General features: G+C 43.0%; 18 protein-coding genes and 1 tRNA gene. 14 read left to right on the top strand and 5 right to left on the bottom strand.

What is annotated here, in order from left to right; all coding sequences use genetic code 11:
- The first annotated feature begins 22 nt into the window (after window positions 1–22).
- Window positions 23–274, top strand: a complete 252-nt coding sequence (locus GT360_RS08620) for a DUF1289 domain-containing protein (RefSeq protein WP_164648470.1) — start codon at window positions 23–25, stop codon at window positions 272–274.
- A gap of 21 nt (window positions 275–295) precedes the next feature.
- Window positions 296–1,468: a BamA/TamA family outer membrane protein gene (locus tag GT360_RS08615; RefSeq protein WP_164648469.1), complete on the top strand. Its 1,173-nt coding sequence runs from the start codon at window positions 296–298 to the stop codon at window positions 1,466–1,468.
- 63 nt (window positions 1,469–1,531) lie between these two features.
- Here GT360_RS08615 and GT360_RS08610 read toward each other — a convergent pair whose 3' ends face one another.
- Window positions 1,532–1,753, bottom strand: a complete 222-nt coding sequence (locus tag GT360_RS08610; protein WP_164648468.1) for a hypothetical protein — start codon at window positions 1,751–1,753, stop codon at window positions 1,532–1,534.
- A gap of 265 nt (window positions 1,754–2,018) precedes the next feature.
- Between GT360_RS08610 and GT360_RS08605 the strand changes: the two genes are divergently transcribed.
- Window positions 2,019–2,744: a nitroreductase family protein gene (locus GT360_RS08605; protein WP_164648467.1), complete on the top strand. Its 726-nt coding sequence runs from the start codon at window positions 2,019–2,021 to the stop codon at window positions 2,742–2,744.
- 7 nt (window positions 2,745–2,751) lie between these two features.
- Here the strand turns inward: GT360_RS08605 and GT360_RS08600 are convergent, their stop codons facing one another.
- Window positions 2,752–3,099 (bottom strand): hypothetical protein, encoded by a 348-nt coding sequence (locus GT360_RS08600; RefSeq protein ID WP_239502540.1) that lies wholly within the window; start codon window positions 3,097–3,099, stop codon window positions 2,752–2,754.
- Between the two features lie 83 nt (window positions 3,100–3,182).
- Between GT360_RS08600 and GT360_RS08595 the strand changes: the two genes are divergently transcribed.
- Both GT360_RS08595 and GT360_RS08590 read left to right on the top strand, forming a co-directional pair.
- Window positions 3,183–3,548, top strand: a complete 366-nt coding sequence (locus GT360_RS08595) for a PilZ domain-containing protein (RefSeq protein WP_164648466.1) — start codon at window positions 3,183–3,185, stop codon at window positions 3,546–3,548.
- Between the two features lie 221 nt (window positions 3,549–3,769).
- Window positions 3,770–4,543, top strand: coding sequence for an IclR family transcriptional regulator (locus GT360_RS08590; protein WP_164648465.1), 774 nt, complete (start codon window positions 3,770–3,772; stop codon window positions 4,541–4,543).
- A 67-nt stretch (window positions 4,544–4,610) separates the two neighbouring features.
- Here the strand turns inward: GT360_RS08590 and GT360_RS08585 are convergent, their stop codons facing one another.
- Both GT360_RS08585 and GT360_RS08580 read right to left on the bottom strand, forming a co-directional pair.
- Window positions 4,611–4,982: a cupin domain-containing protein gene (locus tag GT360_RS08585; protein ID WP_164648464.1), complete on the bottom strand. Its 372-nt coding sequence runs from the start codon at window positions 4,980–4,982 to the stop codon at window positions 4,611–4,613.
- 61 nt (window positions 4,983–5,043) lie between these two features.
- Complete coding sequence (locus tag GT360_RS08580) at window positions 5,044–7,407, bottom strand: glycoside hydrolase family 2 protein (RefSeq protein ID WP_164648463.1); 2,364 nt, start codon at window positions 7,405–7,407, stop codon at window positions 5,044–5,046.
- A 249-nt stretch (window positions 7,408–7,656) separates the two neighbouring features.
- Here GT360_RS08580 and GT360_RS08575 point away from each other — a divergent pair, with 249 nt between their 5' ends.
- The 5 genes from GT360_RS08575 to GT360_RS08555 are packed head-to-tail and all read left to right on the top strand — an operon-like array spanning window position 7,657 to window position 13,351.
- Window positions 7,657–8,805 (top strand): extracellular solute-binding protein, encoded by a 1,149-nt coding sequence (locus GT360_RS08575; RefSeq protein ID WP_164648462.1) that lies wholly within the window; start codon window positions 7,657–7,659, stop codon window positions 8,803–8,805.
- Window positions 8,802–9,947, top strand: a complete 1,146-nt coding sequence (locus GT360_RS08570; RefSeq protein ID WP_164648461.1) for a CaiB/BaiF CoA transferase family protein — start codon at window positions 8,802–8,804, stop codon at window positions 9,945–9,947. The genes GT360_RS08575 and GT360_RS08570 overlap by 4 nt, the downstream gene beginning before the upstream one ends.
- Window positions 9,944–11,098, top strand: coding sequence for a CaiB/BaiF CoA transferase family protein (locus GT360_RS08565; RefSeq protein ID WP_164648460.1), 1,155 nt, complete (start codon window positions 9,944–9,946; stop codon window positions 11,096–11,098). The genes GT360_RS08570 and GT360_RS08565 overlap by 4 nt, the downstream gene beginning before the upstream one ends.
- Window positions 11,098–11,880 (top strand): enoyl-CoA hydratase/isomerase family protein, encoded by a 783-nt coding sequence (locus tag GT360_RS08560; protein WP_164648459.1) that lies wholly within the window; start codon window positions 11,098–11,100, stop codon window positions 11,878–11,880. The genes GT360_RS08565 and GT360_RS08560 overlap by 1 nt, the downstream gene beginning before the upstream one ends.
- A gap of 16 nt (window positions 11,881–11,896) precedes the next feature.
- Window positions 11,897–13,351 carry an aldehyde dehydrogenase family protein gene (locus GT360_RS08555; protein ID WP_164648458.1) on the top strand — a complete coding sequence of 485 codons (1,455 nt, stop codon included), beginning with the start codon at window positions 11,897–11,899 and terminating at the stop codon, window positions 13,349–13,351.
- 101 nt (window positions 13,352–13,452) lie between these two features.
- On the opposite strand, the gene folD is transcribed toward GT360_RS08555, so the two are convergent.
- Complete coding sequence (gene folD / locus GT360_RS08550) at window positions 13,453–14,310, bottom strand: bifunctional methylenetetrahydrofolate dehydrogenase/methenyltetrahydrofolate cyclohydrolase FolD (RefSeq protein ID WP_164648457.1); 858 nt, start codon at window positions 14,308–14,310, stop codon at window positions 13,453–13,455.
- 199 nt (window positions 14,311–14,509) lie between these two features.
- Between folD and GT360_RS08545 the strand changes: the two genes are divergently transcribed.
- From GT360_RS08545 to GT360_RS08530, 4 genes are all read left to right on the top strand, one after another.
- A tRNA-Arg gene (locus GT360_RS08545) sits at window positions 14,510–14,586 on the top strand.
- A 231-nt stretch (window positions 14,587–14,817) separates the two neighbouring features.
- On the top strand, window positions 14,818–15,522 hold the full coding sequence (locus GT360_RS08540) for a hypothetical protein (RefSeq protein ID WP_164648456.1): 705 nt from the start codon (window positions 14,818–14,820) through the stop codon (window positions 15,520–15,522).
- Between the two features lie 41 nt (window positions 15,523–15,563).
- A complete protein-coding gene (locus tag GT360_RS08535) occupies window positions 15,564–16,523 on the top strand; it encodes a hypothetical protein (RefSeq protein WP_164648455.1) in 960 nt (319 codons plus the stop codon).
- Between the two features lie 238 nt (window positions 16,524–16,761).
- Window positions 16,762–18,666 (top strand): AAA family ATPase, encoded by a 1,905-nt coding sequence (locus GT360_RS08530; protein ID WP_164648454.1) that lies wholly within the window; start codon window positions 16,762–16,764, stop codon window positions 18,664–18,666.
- The last annotated feature ends 3 nt before the right edge of the window (window positions 18,667–18,669 follow it).

The following is an 18,669-nucleotide window of genomic DNA, read 5'->3' as shown; positions in this document are numbered from 1 at the left end:
GCAGTCAGGAAGGACTTTAGTGATGGAACAACTCGAGTTTTTTAATATCCCCAGCCCCTGTATCGGTGTATGTACTACCGATGAGCGAGGATACTGCAAAGGGTGTATGCGTAAACGTGAGGAACGCTTCAACTGGCTTAACTTCACGCCCAGAGAACAGAAACACATTATTCATTTGTGTCGTCAGCGATATCGTCGCAAAATGGCTAAAAACCAGATAAATAAGCCTCAAGAAGAAGATCCCAACGGAGCACAGGATTCGCTTTTTGATTGACCAGGAGAAGGATCCTCCAGCATGAAAAAGACGCTCAGTCTTGTACTATCGTCATTTAGTTTAATCTCAACACCAAGTTTCGCTTTCAGTTTTACAGACCCCATCGATGGAATGTTCGATATGGGGGAGTATTTGGCCGAAAACGCCTATGGTTTCTTGCCTGTTCCTATCGTCATCACAGAACCAGCTGTCGGTTTCGGTGGCGGTATGTTCGGCGTATTCTTACATGAAAGTGAAGAAGAAAAAGAGCAGAGAAAAAGCAAAGCCCTAAGCTCTGTAGATGGGGGAGCTCAGCTTATACCTCCTGCAGTGACGGTTTTTGGTGGTGCGGCAACAGAGAATGGTACATGGTTCGCGGCCCTTGGACACCGCCGTACTTGGAACCAAGACTCTATTCGATATATGGGTGGTATTGGGTATGGGAACGCGTTGGTTGATATAGGGACGCGGTTTAATGGTGTTTTACTTCCAGACAAAATTGAGACCGATACAGAGGGGTTTGGTGGAATTCAGCATCTACAGTTTAGATTAGATAACACCGATCTATTCTTGGGTTTTTCTCAGACATTCTTTCGTTCAGAAATTACTGTTAATACTGGGTCTAGTCGAATCGACAGAATACTGAGTGATGTATTTGGTGATAGTTCTACGACTTCTGGGCTTGGCATTAGCTTAGAATACGATACAACCAATAGTTTCTTTTTCCCAACCGATGGTATCGTGATAGAAACAGAATACATGTGGTACCGAGATGGGTTTGGTAGTGACTACGATTACGATACATTAGCGTTCAGCGTCACTAAGTTTCAGCCGCTTTCCTCTAAGTTCACTTTAGTAGGGAGTGCTAGTCTCGACTCACTCGCCCAGCGAGATGAGAGCCAGATATTACCCCCACTTGCTAGACCATATATCGATATGAGGGGGATTGCCGCTTACGCTTACCAAGACGATATTACTTCAGTTTTGCAGGCTCAATTGATTTGGCATGTTGACCCTCGCTGGTCAACTTTGGCTTTTGGAGGTGTGGGTAGCGTTGCCGAGAAAGCCTCTGATCTCTATTCGCAAAACGAGTGGGCTTATGGCATTGGCTTCCGTTACCAAATAGCGAGGCGATATGGCCTGCATTTAGGAATGGATTTCGCTTTTAGTGATGACGAAAACGCCTTTTATTTCAATCTTGGATCGGGGTTTTGATATAACAAAGCCCTCAAAACTGAGGGCTTCATGTCAAATTGCTACTAAAGTGGTAATTATCGCTTATTTCATATTCCACATATCACTGACCCAACCGCCAGCACTTTCATCAAAGTGCGCTCCGCTGAAGCGTCCATTGGCTTCAAAGCTGTTGTCTTTATCGGGTTGTTCTTCCATCAGGTGATGAATATAGTCCGCCATAGGGTCGTGCGTATGCACTCCTTGAGTTTTTAAAGCCGCCTCTTTGATCAACTGCAAACGATAAGATGTACTCGCGCGTCTCATAACATTCCCCTGTGTTTTTGTGGACTAGAGAATAAAAATCTAGATGGCGAATATTTAACCGTCAAACGCGTTTTTATACGATTTTGCTCTATTTTCCTTTCAAAATGAACATAAGGCGATAAATTGATGAATGTTCGATGAATTATTTATTATGAATTATTTGTGACTAAGCCTTTTACATTAGTGGTTTGAGGCGACAAAACTGAGCATTTCATCAACAAGGTGAGTATAATCGCGCCAACGCTTTAATTGATGAATGTTTCAAATGCAAGACACTAAAAACTTCACAGAGCTCGTTCAGGCTCGACGTTCAGTTCGCAAATATGATGTGAATGCGGAATTTAACCACGATGATGTACAAAAAGCCCTTGAGCTTGCGCTATTGAGCCCAAACAGCAGTAACATGCAGCTTTGGAAGTTTCACCGAGTGATTAGCAGTGATATTCGCAGCCGAATAGCAGAGTATTGCATGGGGCAAAATGCAGCGAAAACAGCCAATGAGTTAGTTGTTGTGACCACGACACCTGCGTATTGGAAACAAAGAGCAGAGTTGAATGCTCACCAAGTAAGAACAGCTTTTGAAGGACGCAATGACTCGATCGCTAAACGAGCACGAAAATATTACGAAAAGTTAATTCCAACGCTGTACAACAACGATGGGTTGGGCGTTCGCGGCTTGGTTCGTCGATGTTACAGCTGGTGGGTAGGGCGCAATAAACCGATGGTTCGTGAGGTGAGTAAAGCAGACCTACGTGTATGCTTACACAAGAGCACCTCGCTAGCATCAATGACTTTCATGTTAGCAATGCAAGATATGGGTTATGACACATGCCCAATGGAAGGTTTTGATTCAAAGAGAGTAAAATCAGCACTTAGCCTAGCCGATGATGAAGAGATCACGATGATCATCTCGTGTGGGGTTCGAGCCGAAGATGGCATATACAGTGAGAGACACCGAGTGCCACCTTCAGACGTGATCCGACAGTATTAAGCCTTTACTACATCGGCAATGGCTGCACAGCGACTTCTGCATCTGATTTCTCTTCAGAAGTCGCCAATAGAGACTTCGCCGCTCTTTCGAGGTACCACATCTTGTACTGATCATCACACCAAGATTTGTTCAAGTTTCGGCGATTAAACTCTGCGCCGATCGCGACTTTGGTTTGGGTGGTGCTGCGGCCGTAATAAAGGGTTTCACACAGCTGAATGTTGGTCATGTTTTGTGCGTAAACATTCAACGTTGAGCCACGCATGCCGAGCTGTGTCGCTTGATTGTGCGAGCAAGCGCTTAAGGTGATGACCATACCCAGCGCAAGTGTGTTGCGGTTAAACATGTCCGAAATCATTGATTTATCGTTTTATATTCTTGAAGATGACGCATTCTAAACGATTTTTGACTCCAGTTTTATTAATTTGAGGAGATTTAGTTTTGCCATCTGTAACAGCGCTTCGAGATTTTGATCAGAAGCGTCGCCATTTTCGTCTTCGCTACCCCAAACGAGCAAGACCGGTGATTCGGTTTGATGATCAGTATTTTCATGTGAATGAGCTTTCTGAAGGAGGTATTCGCGTCGAAATGCGTCATCCTGAGGTCTACTTCCGTGGCATGACTGTGTCTGGTCGAGTTCGAATGAAAGGGGGAACAAGCATAGAAGTCGAAGGGGAGGTACTGCGTATCGAAGGCAATGAATTGGTGATCAAGTTACTGACTGGCCCTAGCTTTAAAGATATGATGCAACAACAGGGTTTTGTCCGTCGCCACTATCCTCTGTATTTTTCTAAGGGTCAGGAATAAAAGTTATTGGATGATGAAGTAAGGTTGTTTTTTACTCCGAGGATCAAACCTTATGACATTAATTCAAACTGCACCAACGTTTCTACAGCAACATGGCCTTGAGTAGTATTTGGATATGAGCGCCTTCTATGTTAAGTTTATAATAATTAAATGGTTTATTCGGATTGGCATAAACAGGAGCTAGTTTTCGGGTTTTTGTTAATCGAGGTGTCAAGTAAAAAATGGCAGAAAAAACAGCATCAAATAAATACGCAGTCCCTGCTTTAGATAAAGGTCTAGATATTATTGAGTATCTAGCTTCACAAGAATTACCTCGTTCACAAGCGGAAATTGCTACTGCACTGGATCGATCTCCGAATGAAATATATCGTGTCCTTGTTGGGTTAGAAATGAGAGGTTACCTTATCCGAGAGGATCTGTCGGGTAAATACCGAGTTTCTCTAAAGCTATATAACCTGTCCCGCCGTATTAATCCTATAGATAAAGTGAGACAATGTGCCTTACCTTATATGGAGGATTTAGCTTTTGATTCAGGCTGTTCTTGTTATTTGACGATGCTTTACCAAAGCCAAACCATGGTAATAGTGCATGCCTCAAGTCATGAGCCAGTATCACTAATGATTGCAGAAGGCACTCTTATTTCTACTATGTCGACTTGTCCAGGGAAAATACTATTGGCCAACAGTAATGTAGAAGTAAGAGATATGATTTTAGATCGTGACGATTCATACAGTAAAATGTCTCAGGTACGAAAAGAAGCACTGCTTGCCGATTTGGCTTTGATCAGAGAGCAGGGCCATCTGGTTGCACCGAGCCCATTTGTTGCAGGTGTGCAGGATTATTCTACACTGATAGGTCACCCAGAAGGGCTTGTTATCGCGTCATTGTCTATTTCTACAATGCCTACAGTACTCAATGAAGAAGCCGATCAAGAAGAAATTATTAACAAGCTTAAAGAGACTGCGTCGAAAATAACAACTCAGTTAGGTTGTTAATCTATTAGTGGAAAAAGCTTGCCTTAATATATTGGTTGTATGGCAAGCTTGTTTTGGAATGTTGATTTTAAATATTCTTGCAAAATAAAATTTTAGTTTTCTTTGGACCTGGTTGCCAAGCATGAGGTGTATTGGGTGCGAATGAAATAAAGTCACCTTGCTGAAAAGAGATTGCTTCGGTCTCCTCGTTACACGTTATATTACCCGCTACCAGCTTTCCCTCTCCTTCAATAACGTAAGCCATCCACTCCGACTCATCAGCATGTAAAGGGAATTTATCTGCATCTGGTTCGACATCAAATAAAAACATAAATAGCGATGAGTTTTGCATCGAAATACCTTTCCAGCCACGAAAATCTAAAGGCGTAAATTGAGGTAACATGGAAGACTCTAAAGCACTCTTATCAGTCAGCTTAATCATATCTATGAACTTTGACATTGAAATATCCTCTCAAAAAAGAAGAGGCTGAACGCCTCTTCAATTAATGTATCAACTTAACTTACTCAGCGTCCCACATTTCAGGCCAGTAACGGTACACGCAGTGACCGTGTCGCTCTAGACGCTCTTGTGCTTCGGCTAGGTAAGCAAGGCTTTGCTCTTTCGCTTTTTCTTGATTGCCAACCAACAGCACGTAGTGGTTGTTTGCTAGTTCATCACCTGAGCTGTCCTTCAGTGAGAGCTTCACTTCAAACTCACCCTCTGCATCAGCTGGAATAGGCCATGCAATTTCACTTAAGTTCACAGCGCAATCCAGGCCTACATCCTGAGTTAATGAACCGCTAGCCACCTCGTTGCCTTGATATAGAATGCTCCAATTTAGGGTTGTGCCTTCGAACGTGTATTGGTGATCATTGACGATCCATAGATTACCGTTGAATGTTTTGCCTGCATCCCAGCGACGTTTTGAAAACTCTAAGCTTGGTAGTAGAGGTTGGTAAGTGCGTTTTAGGTAGTCAAAACTGATTTTCTTCTCACCATAGAAATCCACCACACCCCATTTAATATCTGGTACGTGTGTAATGAAATGACACAGCGCGACACCGCTCATCTTCGGTTTACGACGTCGATAGGTTTCTAAAGCAAACTGAATAACAGTGCCTTGAGCGATTTGAGTTGCTTCGACAAACTCTTCCAACGAACCCATTTTGTAATCATTGAAAACTTCAAAGTTAAGGTTCTTTAGAATATCGATGTCTGCCCAGTGATAAGCCCAACTTGGCCCCATAGGCCACAGTTCATCTTCTGGGATAAACTTCTTCAAGCTAGCAATTGATGGCGCAGAGGCCGCGGTTAGTTCCGGAATAATACAGCAGTCTAAAGCTGGGTAATATTCTTCCATAAACTCCGCACCACCTTGGTAGTAGTGCTCATTTGCGTGAATGGACTCATGTGCTTTAAAGCCCATATTTTGTGCCGATTCAGAGCTTAGTGGTGAAGCAAGTCCGTAAGGTACATCAGTGAGATCCGCGACGGATTCCCCAATCACCTCCATTAGGCGCTTGTTTCCACTCTCTTCGTGCGCACCAGAGAAGAATACCTCCTCACCGCCCATCCAGAAGATATTTGAAGGGTGGTTGCAGCGCTGTTTCACCGTCTCCGCACATTCATGCAGAACACCTTCGATGAACTCTTCGTCTTCTGGGTAAGCTTGAGTAGCAAGGGTAAAGTTAGTCCAAACAGTGATACCTAACTCATCACATAGACGGTAGAAATCTGGGATTTCAGGCGGGTGCCAACCGAAAATACGCAGGTTATTGATATTGGCTTCTCGAACCATCTGAACACGTTTTTCATACTTTTTAAGGCTGTTTTGGCCGTATAAGAATGACGGCTGACCGCCCCAACAAGCAGACCGTAGGAAATGGCGTTTGCCATTAATGAAGAACGTCCATGGGAATTCTGCTTCATCACGGGTGTAACCAGGGTTAAAGTCCATCTGAACTTCACGCAAGCCAATGGTTTCTTGCGCACGATCCAGCTCAGTATCTCCTTGCTTGATAATGGCATCAAGCAAGTACAGGTTTTGGTCGCCCATATCCCATGGCCACCACAGTTTTGCTTGATCAACCTCAATCACCGCTTCAACGGTGTGCTCACCAGGTTGAACGATTAGCGTTGTTTCTGCAAAGTAATCTTGAGTTTCACAGTTTTTACCACGAAGGTGAGAAACAACGTCTATCTGTTGTTCGGTCTCCATGTGGTTGAATACAGCAAACTGCGCTTTGACAGTCGCTTTTGTCTCGCTTGCCACTTTCACATCCGTACGAATATTTTTGACACGGACTTTTTCAGTTGCCTCGACACGAACTGGGCGCCAAATACCGAAAGGGACTAGACCAGAGAAGTAATCACCTGAGAAGTTAACTTTTTTACCGCCACAATTTCGGTAGTTCTTCGGCGGTGGATCGAGTTTTACCATCAGCATGTTTGAACCATCACGCCAGTTGGCAAAGCTTGCCGCTTTGGTGATGTCGAACTCAAACTCAGAGAACATGCCCTCATGGCGACCCAGATAGTGACCGTTTAGCCAAACTTCACAACTATAATCCACACCTTCAAAAACAAGGCGGATCTTCTTGCCTTTCATCTCCGTTGGCAATGCAAAACGGCGGCTATACCACCATTCGTACTCGGCTGCCCATTTCGCACGATGCATGTTACGACCAAAGTAAGGGTCGTCAATTTCATTTGCGCGGTACAGGTCGCTATAAACATCGCCAGGAACTTTAGCAAAGTTCCAACTAAAGTGTGTGCCTTGGTATTCAGCAGGCAATAGGTGCAGACCTTCTTTGACGCCCTGACCTGGGCGCATTCTTTCCATCTGCCAGCGTTCTCCACTTAAATCTAGATTAATGCGTGTCATTTCTGTTCTCCATAATTGTTGTAAATATGATATTCATATATAAATGAAACATTCAAATGGAAATTTGACTTAAATCGTAATTGGTGATCCACCTCTCACAGAGCCCAGTTTGAGACGAAATTGGGACAATGTGACTAAAAAGTGGTCAATGTCACGTTTCTAAAATTGAATCTTGTTGTCTATTGACTATCAGTGATGTTTGCAATTTTAATTTAAATATAAATTGAACATTCATATATGGAAAGTTAGATGATTACACTCAAAGGCATTACTTGGAATCACACCCGTGGCTTTACGCCTATGGTTGCAACAGCACAACGTTTTGAAGAACTCAACCCAGATGTTCGTATTGTGTGGGAGAAACGTTCTTTACAGGCTTTCGCAGATGAACCAATTGATAAGTTAGCTGAACGCTATGACTTGTTGGTTATTGATCACCCTTGGGCTGGCTTCGCTGCTAAAACGGGTGTTATTGAGGCGTTGGATAACATCTTACCGGCAGAGTTTTTGCAAAATCAGGCTGACAATTCAGTGGGTCACTCTCATGTAAGTTACGGTTACAACAATAAGCAATGGGCGCTAGCAATGGATGCAGCGACGCCAGTTGCTTCAGCTCGCATGGACTTGCTTAAAGAATTAGGCAAAGAGATGCCACAAACCTGGGATGATTTAATGGAGCTTGCACGTAAAGGTCTGGTTGCAGTTCCGTCAATACCCCAGGACACGCTTATGAATTTTTACATGCTGTGCTGTACGCTTGGTGAAGATCCATGCGTGAGTGATGAGTTTGTTGTTAGTGACGAGATTGGCATCAAGAGTTTAGAGATGTTACGTGAGCTCTCTCGTCACCTTGATAAGCGATGCTTTGATTGGAACCCAATTAAAGTTTACGAAGCCATGACCCAGAGTGATGACTTTGCTTACTGTCCTTTTGCTTATGGCTACGCCAACTATGCAAAAGCGAGCTATGCTCGCAAGCTTTTAAAATTTGCAGACACGGTTGATCTCAATGGTAACGGCCGCTTAATTACGACTTTGGGCGGTACGGGATTTGCCGTGTCTGCAAGCTCCAAGCATAAAGATATTGCGGCAAAATATGCAGAGTTTGTTGCGAATCCTGAAATGCAGGCAAACTTCTTTATTGAGTTTGGTGGCCAACCAGGTCACAAGGATGCATGGCAGAGTGAATTTGCTAATCAAACATCAGACGACTACTTCACCGATACGATGCCAACGTTAGAGCGCGCATTCCTACGTCCTCGCTATCATGGTCACATGTACTTCCAAGATCATGCTGGTGCGCCAATTCGCGAATACCTAATGAATGGAGGAGATGCAAAGAAAGTACTGGCACACCTAAACGAACTCTATTTAGCGTCGAAGGAAGTGACACTATGAAAAGACCTCTAGAAGGGGTAACCGTATTGGAGTTCAGTCAGTATATGGCTGGACCCTATGCCGGATTACGCCTCGCTGATCTAGGTGCCAGAGTGATAAAAATCGAGCGCCCTAAATACGGTGACTCTTGTCGCCAGCTAGCGACAAAAGGCATGTGGGCAGATGGTGACAGTGTGCTTTTTCATACGGTTAACCGCAACAAGTCATCTTTTGTGGCTGACCTAAAGAACCCGGGTGATATTGAAACCATCAAAAAGTTAATCACTCAGGTAGATGTAATTACACATAATTTCCGTCCTGGAATTATGGCTCGTCTTGGCCTTGATTACAGTACCGTTGTGCAAATCAATCCAAACCTTATTTATGCTGAAGTCAGTGGTTATGGTGAAGAAGGCCCCTGGAAATACAAACCAGGACAAGACCTACTTGCGCAAGCTATGTCGGGCCTAACTCACCTTAGCGGTAATCAAGAGCAACCGCCAATCCCGTTTGGTGCAGCTGTCGCTGATATGTTGTGTGGGACGCACTTAGCACAGGGCATTCTTGCCGCTCTCATCAAAAAACGTCGCACCGGTAAGGGGAGTAAAGTCGAAGTCAGCTTGATGGAATCCGTGGTGGACTTCCAGTTTGAAGGTTTGACCGCTTATCTTCATAACTCTGACTTCGCTCCTGTCCGCAGCGAGCAGTCTAATGCACATGCATATCTTGGCGCACCTTATGGTATCTACAAAACACTCGATGGCTATATCGCTCTAGCGATGGGAGAAATGGAGCGTCTTGATAGAGCATTTGATGACCAAAGACTTAAACCCTGGGTTGAGGGTGAGTTGTATTTTAGTCATCGAGATGAAGTGAAGGCCGTGATAACGGAAATTTTGGCAGAGAAGGGAACTCATCATTGGCTAACAAGATTAGAACAGGTTGGCTACTGGTGCTCAGACGTGTACGACTACGACAAACTCACACAGAGCGAAGCCTATCAAGCCCTGGATATGGAACAAGTGATTGCTCGCTCAGAAGGCACCCAAATCCGTACCACTCGCTGTCCAATTCATATTAATGGTGAAACGTTAACGTCAAATAAAGCCGCGCCGCGTCTAGGCGAAGATACTAAAGCGATTGCTGAGGAGTTTGGACTATGAGCTTACCTTTAGAGGGTATTACGGTTTTGGATTTTACTCAGCTACTGTCGGGTCCAAGTGCTTCATTGAGACTCGCTGATCTTGGCGCTCGAGTCATTAAGGTTGAGCAAAAAGGCAAAGGTGACTTGTCCCGTCACCTTTATGGTGAATCTTATCGCGTGCACGGTGAATCGGCATTTTATCAGGCGATCAATCGCAATAAAGAAAGCATCGAACTAGATCTGAAAACATCCAAACAAGACATCCAATTGGTTCAAGAGTTGATTAAAAAAGCAGATGTACTCTTACACAACTTTCGACCGCAGGTAATGGAAAGACTGGGCTTGAGTTATGAACAAGTAAAGGCTCTCAATCCAGCTCTAGTGTATGGCTCTATCTCTGGTTACGGTCAAACAGGTCCTTGGAGTTTCAAGCCAGGTCAAGATTTGCTGGTTCAAGCATTATCTGGTCTTGTTTGGCAAACCGGCAGCGATCAAGATGGCCCAGTCCCAATGGGCTTGGCTTTGGCGGACATGTTTGCTGGTGGTCAATTGGTTCAAGGTGTCTTGGCTGGGCTAGTGAGTGGTGAAGGCACTTTAGTGGAAGTGAGTATGCTAGAGGCTATGCTTGATTTCCAATTTGAGCCACTGACTTTGTACTATCAAGACGGCGAACCCGTTACCCGAGGAGACGTCAATGGTGCGCATCCATTGGTGGCCGCGCCTTATGGTTTATATAAAACCCAAGATGGCTATTTAGTATTAGCAATGGGATCGATTTTAACACTTGGTGCACTGTTTGAGTCGCAAGAGTTATTGGCTTTTGATGACCCGAGTGTTTGGTATACCAAGCGTGATGAAATCAAATCAGTGCTTAAAGCTTTGCTACTCACCAATACGACCCAGCATTGGTTATCTATTCTAGAGCCTGCAGACATCTGGTGTGCTGAGGTATTTAACTGGGAACAGTTGCTAGCTCACGATGGGTTCAAGGTATTAAATCTATTGCAAACCGTCACTAATGCGAAAGGTGAACAGTATCAAACGACTCGTTGCCCGATTCGTATCGATAGTGAAGTTTATACGAACAATAGAGCAGCTCCTTTGCTAGGTGAGAACACAGCGAAAGTTCGCGCAGAGTTTACCTTAATTGAAGAGGAGGTATACAGCTAATGGACAATCAATGGGTGCAATATCATCAAGAAGATCGGGTAGGGGTCATTACTCTCAATAGAGCGAAAGCGAATGCGTACGATCTTAATTTTGTCATTCAGTTCGGCGAAGCATTGGCAAAGGCGGAAGCGGATACACAAATCAACGCCGTAGTAATTAAAAGTGGTGTCGAGCGTTTCTTTTGCGCGGGCGCAGACATCAATGCATTTCAGCAAAACTCAACCAAAGATAACCAAAAGATGGTCGATCAAGCACGTCGAAACATGGCGGCAATTGAGGCCAGCAATAAGATTTATATCGCACAAATATCGGGTCATACCTTAGGTGGCGGTCTAGAAATCGCGATGGCGTGTGACCTACGTTTTGCCGCTAAAGGTGGCTATTGGTTTGGCCTACCAGAGATAAAATTAGGTCTTATACCGGGTAACGGTGGTACTCAGCGTCTAGTGCGTTTGGTGGGATTAAGTCGAGCTTTAGAGCTGCTAGCGACAGGCGACAGCTTTACGCCAGAGCAAGCAGCAAGTTGGGGCGTTGTTAACCGACTTTACGAAAAAGAAGAGCTCAATGAGCAAACTCATGTGTATGCACGAACTCTATCTGAAGGGGCTGGTCTTGCTATTGCGGCGACGAAGAAAGCGTTAAGGCAAGGTATAGAGCTGTCATTGGCAGATGGTCTCAAAAGGGAGCAGGAGTTAGTGGATGGCCTCTACAACACGCACGATGGTCAAGAAGGTTTCAATGCCTTTGTAGAAAAGCGTGAACCGGAATTCTTAGGAAAATAACAAAGAGATAATAAAAATGATTCATAACGTGAAACACTACCCTTGCTTTATTCATGGCGAATGGATAAACGCATCTAATAACAAGACATTTGAGGTCACTGACCCTTCAACTGAACAAGTATGGGCAACGGTTCCGGATTGTACTCGGGAAGACATAGAGCGTGCTATGCAGAGTGCAAAAGAGGCACAAATCTCATGGCAGATGTTGTCCGCAATTGAACGTGGTCGATATATTCTTCGACTCGTTGAAGTGCTTAAACCCAAAAGAGAGCACTTTGCAAAATTATTGGTTAGAGAGCAAGGTAAAACTCTTGCAGAGGCGTATGGGGAATTCGATGATACGCTGAATTATCTGACCTATTCAGCTGAAGCTGCACGTCGAATTCAGGGTGAAATCTTTCCATCTGATGCGCCTAATGAGCAGATTTACATCAACCGCGTCCCTTATGGGGTGACTCTGGGTTTGTGTGCCTACAATTACCCACTAGCATTGATTGGTCGCAAGATTGGCCCAGCTCTCGTGACGGGCAATACGATGGTTCTTAAAGCGCATGAAGCGACACCGGTAACGGCTTCAGAATTCTGTAAGGCAGTAGAAGAGGCAGAATTCCCCGCTGGTGTGATTAACCTGGTGAGCGGGGCTGGTATTGATGTGAGCTCACAGCTGGTGACCCACCCAATGACACGCCTTGTCTCACTCACGGGCAGTACTCGCGCTGGTCAAGCGATTTACAAAGCATCATCAGAAAATGTATCGGGATTGGTACTAGAGCTTGGCGGGAAAGCGGCATTTATTGTGTTAGCCGATGCTGACATTGACAAAGCTGCAGAGGCCGCAGTGATTTCTCGTTACGCTAACTGTGGACAAGTCTGTATTTGCAATGAGCTGGTTCTCGTTGAAGCTTCTGTCGCAGAGGAGTTCACGCAAAGAGTGATAGAGAAAGTGCAGAAAATTAGAGTAGGTGACCCGATGACCGATATCGACATGGGCCCTAGCGTCACCCAGCAAGGTTTGGACCGTGTTGCCTCTATGATTAAAGAGTCAGTAGCGATGGGTGCCAAACTAGCCATTGGCGGTGGTCGCCCTCAGGGGGAGCAGTTTGAGAAAGGCCACTGGTTTGAACCAACAGTATTAACGGGCGTTACGTGTGATATGCCGGTCGCAAAAGAGGAAATGTTTGCACCAGTGATGCCAATTATCGCGGTAGACAATTTTGATGAGGCGCTTGAGATTGCGAATGACCGCGAAGATGGTTTGTCTTCTTACATCTACACGCAAAATGTGAATCGTATTATGCAAACCATTAATCACCTTGAAGTGGGTACTGTGTTTGTAAATCGCCAGATCACGGGCAATGTACAAGGCTATCATTCGGGGCAAAAACGCAGTGGCGTGGGTGGTGAAGACGGCATTCACGGTATTGAGAACTACTTACAAAAACGCGTAGTGTACTGGAGCTATGACGCTTAAGAAGACGGAGTTCTCCTCGGCTGAATAGTTGGGTCTGTACCCTAGTCTAAATTGATAAATTACCCGCCCAACGGAAGAGGGCGGGTAATCATTGATTATACTTATTCAGTATGGAACTGCTCACAAGCAATCATCGTATTCTCGATTAAGCTTGCAACCGTCATCGGGCCCACACCACCTGGTACTGGTGTAATGAAGCTCGCATTGTCTTTGGCTGCATCATATTCTACGTCACCCACCAGAGAGCCATTCTCTAAACGGTTGATGCCGACATCAATAACCACTGCGCCTTTCTTAATCCAAGCGCCCGGAATAAAGTTAGGCTTACCAACAGCGACAACAACAATATCGGCTTGTCGTACATGACCTTCTAGATCTTTCGTAAAGCGGTGACAAGTCGTTGTTGTACAACCTGCAAGTAGTAGCTCTAACGTCATTGGACGACCAACAATGTTTGATGCCCCCACGACAACCGCGTGCTTACCACGAGTCTCGATGTTGTAGCGTTCAAGAAGGGTAATAATGCCTTTAGGGGTACAAGAGCGTAATTTTGGAATACGTTGCGCTAGACGACCTACGTTATATGGGTGGAAGCCATCCACATCTTTCTCTGGCGTGATGCTCTCAAGCACTTTCGTATCATCGATGCCAGCCGGAAGCGGCAGTTGAACAAGAATACCGTCAATTTCCGGGTCTTGGTTAAGCTCTTCCACCAACGCAAGTAATTCTTGCTCGGTTGTCGTTGCTGGAAGGTCAAAAGATTTAGACACAAAACCTACTTCTTCACATGCACGGCGCTTACTACCTACGTAGACTTGTGAGGCAGGGTCTTCACCCACAAGCACGACAGCAAGACCAGGTGCTCGTAAACCCGCATCAAGACGTGCCTTTACGCGTGCACCCACTTCCGAGCGCACAGTTTGAGAAATCAGCTTTCCATCAATATTTTGAGCAGACATGACATTCCTTTCGATTCTTAGGTCATATATCGCCGGGTATTGTCGCAGATCTATTTGATAACATCTATAGGCAAACGTTTGCGTTGTGTTAAAAAGCAACACTCAAGCAATTCGTGATTTAAAATTAAGCACTTGATTAGTAAAGTTGAACAAAGCCGTTGATTTACGTAAATCTCGCCTTATACTACTCCCCTGTAGCGCGCCCTTAGCTCAGCTGGATAGAGCACGTCCCTTCTAAGGATGTGGTCGTAGGTTCGAATCCTACAGGGCGTGCCATTTATTCGATAAAAGCCCGCTAGCTCAATGAGTTAGCGGGCTTTTCGCTTTTCTGTGGTGCCTCTGTGGTGCCGCTGAAATTTAATTTCAGCAAATTTCGTTAAACTTGGCCGCATTTCTATTCTTCGTTATTTTCGAATCGTTGTTCAATCCTTGCACGCTTGCTTCATCTATACAAAATGATATTGTCTACTGTAGAGTATATACGTAACCAGTTGCATGGAGTGCATTGTGGTCGGTTTAAGCAGGAAGCAAAAAGACGAGTTGAAGAGTATTGGGCTTGATGAGAGCCAAGTTCAAGCATGTTCACGCGTTCTTACCCAGATTCCATCTGAGATGGACCTCAAGGCAATTAAGCGCCTTTCTAAGATACTAAATCAAGCCCAATCAACATTTGATCACATCAGGGAAGCTGACCCGCATTTCTACGGTGAAATAGAACAGCAACTTCATAAAAAAATGGAATGGTCTGACACGTTATTTAGCAAGATATCTGAAACTTTGGAAGATGTTCATGAGCAGAAGCAAGGTGTCTATGTTTCAGAGTTAGATCTTTTCACTAGTAAACAAGTTGTTCGAGTTACGACCCCGAAAAGCAGAGACTATCGTCGCTATGAAGCGCTTACAAATTTGTGGTGTAGCTGGGGCAAGGCAGTAAAGACATCAAAAGAATCTGAGTTCCTTTCCTTCTTAACAATCTGCCTCAAGGGTGGATTTTCATTCGATGGAGTTGCAAGTGTTAGGACACACTTCCGAAGGTATTTTCTAGGACAAACAATAGACATAGCATCGGAAGGCAACAAAGATGACAATCTTGATATGTTAGGGATCGAAATAAAGTTGAAAAATGGTAAAGCAAGATCAGCAGTTCTAACGGTTCCCAAATTGAATAACCTGTCGAAAGATATACGAAAGCTCATGAACAAGCGCAGTTAATTACTCTCTAACGCAAAATTTAGAATGAAGGAAGCAAACTGATGTTGATACCGTTTGGACTAAAGAATGGTAAATACTTTGATGTAGGAGAAGTGGAACGAGGAAGGGCATGTGGGTGTGTCTGTCCAAGTTGCAAACAGAATCTTGTAGCTAAAAAAGGGCCGAATCCTGACAAGATGATCCATCATTTTGCACATGACAAAAAAGTAAAGGACGAAAAAGGGAATCCAATCGAATGTAAATATTCATTCTGTGTTGTCGCTAGGCTTGTAATCAAGCAGTGCTTTAAAGAGCTCGAACAGTTTGAGGTACATCTACCTGATTGGAAGTCAAATTTAACTAAGGAAGATAAATACGGTAGAGAAGTTAATGTTTCAGGATATGTAACTAAATCACAAAATCTAGTCATTAACAATTTTGAAGTTGAACCCTCTGGACACTATAGTGAACTAGACATTCTTTGCCGAATAAATGGCTATGAGATTGGTCTTCATTTCAACTACTCAAACCGACAAATCGGCCATAATTATAGACGGCGACATGACGCTTCAATCGTCAGTATCGACTTAGAGCCTTTGCAGGCGCTCTATGCTAGATTCGAACACAAGGCTCATGATTCTTTTAAATCATTTGTAATGGAATACGTATTGAAGACTGGAAATAGATATTGGGTTGCCCACGCTCGATATGCTTCGGTGCATATAAAAATGAAAAACAGACTCAGGCATTTAGTAGAGCAATCGAACCAAAACCCACCGATGGTAAAGCCTAAGCAAACTGCTGTAGGGGTTATTAAACGTAAGCCCTATAAACATAATTTGCGTAAAGCGGAACCAGAACAAATGAGAAAGCCTGGTCAGAAATGTCTACGGTGCCGTAACAATAAAGCGGATTATGTAGATAATCTGATATGTGCAACGTGCTTACAAACGTTTTACAGGGAAGGAGTCTTCCACACTGGCTCAATTAAAAAAATAGTAATGGAAACATGTCTCGATTAGGGACTACAGAAGCTGAGAGAAACTGGAGTACTTTAGTTTGAATTAAGTCAGTTCTAAGCTGTATTGAATCGTAATCGTTAGGGTGGAGAATAAAAAGCTGTCTTGACATAAGTATATGATTTTATGTGCTAAATTCTAATTTGTCACTTCACGTTCTGAATGTTGCTGCTGCTCACGTACAATCGAAGCTTATCCTGTTAGCATAAAGATAAATCAAGAAGCATGAACTGGGCTAAGCATGATACTAAATAGATTGATAAATATTAATTACAAAAGTGCAAGATATACTGAGATTGAAATTCAGAACAATACTCCTACTGTGTTAATAGGGGAGAATGACTGTGGAAAAACAACATCGCTTCAATCAATAAAATTTTTGCTTGATCCAAAGTTCAAGATAAATGTACCAAACTCACAATCAGAAAAATCAGACTTGTGTCATACAAGCTTAAGCGACTTGGAAATAAATAGTCATTTAAAAGAACTTAGGTTGCCATCTATATGTGAGGATTCAATTTCTAGAAATAGTGTATTGATTTTGGGAAAGTTTGCTATTGAGGGGTTTGAGTTTGATGCTGATAGTGATTGTTCATCGCAGCTAAAGTATATACTTGAGCATAATAGTGAACTAGTTATCGCTCGACTTTTTAATGTCAAGGATGGTAGTGATGAGTTTTATTATATGGTTGAACAACCTGAAGATAAAGTACTATCTGATTTGTTTGAACTCAATGATTCAAAACTAAACAATGCTATGAAAATTTACAATCCAGATAGTATTAATTTAGAAAATGATAATGGTAAAGGTAAGCACTCTATATATGAAAAAGTAAGGTCAATCATAAAGACGGTAGATACTAGTGTTAGATTTTCTCTTGTTCCAGCAAAAAAAATCAAAGAGGATTTGAAAGTATTTCCCATATACAGTTACCTCAGTTGGGAAGGCTCACTTGATGGTATTACAACTGCTGCGAAAAGCATTTTAGATAATGCGATCTCTGAAGAAATAGAAAAAGCAGAACGAACATCCAAAGAGTTAAGTCGAACAGCGCAAGAAAAGATTGACCAAAGGCTAAATATGTTGGGAATTCAAAAAGAAGTCGCTAGTATAGAAGAGGTAAGTGCTAAAGTAGGTTTTGAACTAAAGTCTCAATTGACAGATTTGTTTATCAAGAAAGCAACTTCAGTGGATCCTATTCATATTGAAAACCAAGGCGAAGGAGTTAAGCGACAAATATGGTTTGCACTTTTAAAGCTACAATCAGACTTAGGTAGACTGAAGGAAACTAATAAAAGGTATATATGGTGCTTTGATGAGCCTGAAACGCACCTACATCCTAAGGCACAAAGAGAATTTATTTCAACACTTCGAGATTTGGCATTACAAAATTTTCAAATAATTGTAAGTTCTCATAGTACAATATTCGTGGATAGTTCAAGTTTAGAAGATATTAGATCGTTTGATATGGTTAATTCAAATACTAATATTACTACAGTTCGTAGTGTTGGGGACGTGCATGAAAGCTTAGGTGTTCAAAATAGCGATATACTATTCTATAACAAGTTTATTGTAGTTGAGGGTGATACTGAAGAAGGACTAATACCAATACTTTACGAAAAGATTGTAGGTACAGCCATCAATAAAGATGATGTTAAAATAATAAATATGGGTGGTTGTGGAAACAAGCAACTGGCTGATGAAATATTGACCGAGATATTTACTGGGTTTTCAGATCGAAATGACAATTACATTTTTATCTTAGATAATGATACAGGTGTTGAGTCTGGTAACCAAGTGTATAAAGTAGGTAGGCAGGACTTAGAAGATACAATTCCGACTTATGTTTGGTTAGAAATTGCCTATGAAATATTTGGAGATTCACTAGTTCTAGATGCTGCAGAGATAGATGAGCTGAGAGATGGTATCCCAACTATGGAGCAAAATAATTGTTGCTCCAACTCGCAAAAAATGGCAGGCAAGTTGAAAGCATATATATATAGAAAGTTAACGGATAGTGATAATCAACATATGATATCAATGTGGATGGATAAAGGTAAAGAGTGGGGTGTAACTATTGGAAATAAGATAAAAGTAGATGATATTCCATTGCCAATTAAGCAAGCTATTGAGAGTGTGAAATAATAG

The organism is Vibrio astriarenae (assembly GCF_010587385.1).
Lineage (GTDB): Bacteria > Pseudomonadota > Gammaproteobacteria > Enterobacterales > Vibrionaceae > Vibrio > Vibrio astriarenae.
The sequence above is the reverse complement of the archived record's forward strand: the minus strand, read 5'-3'. Positions and strand labels throughout refer to the sequence as shown.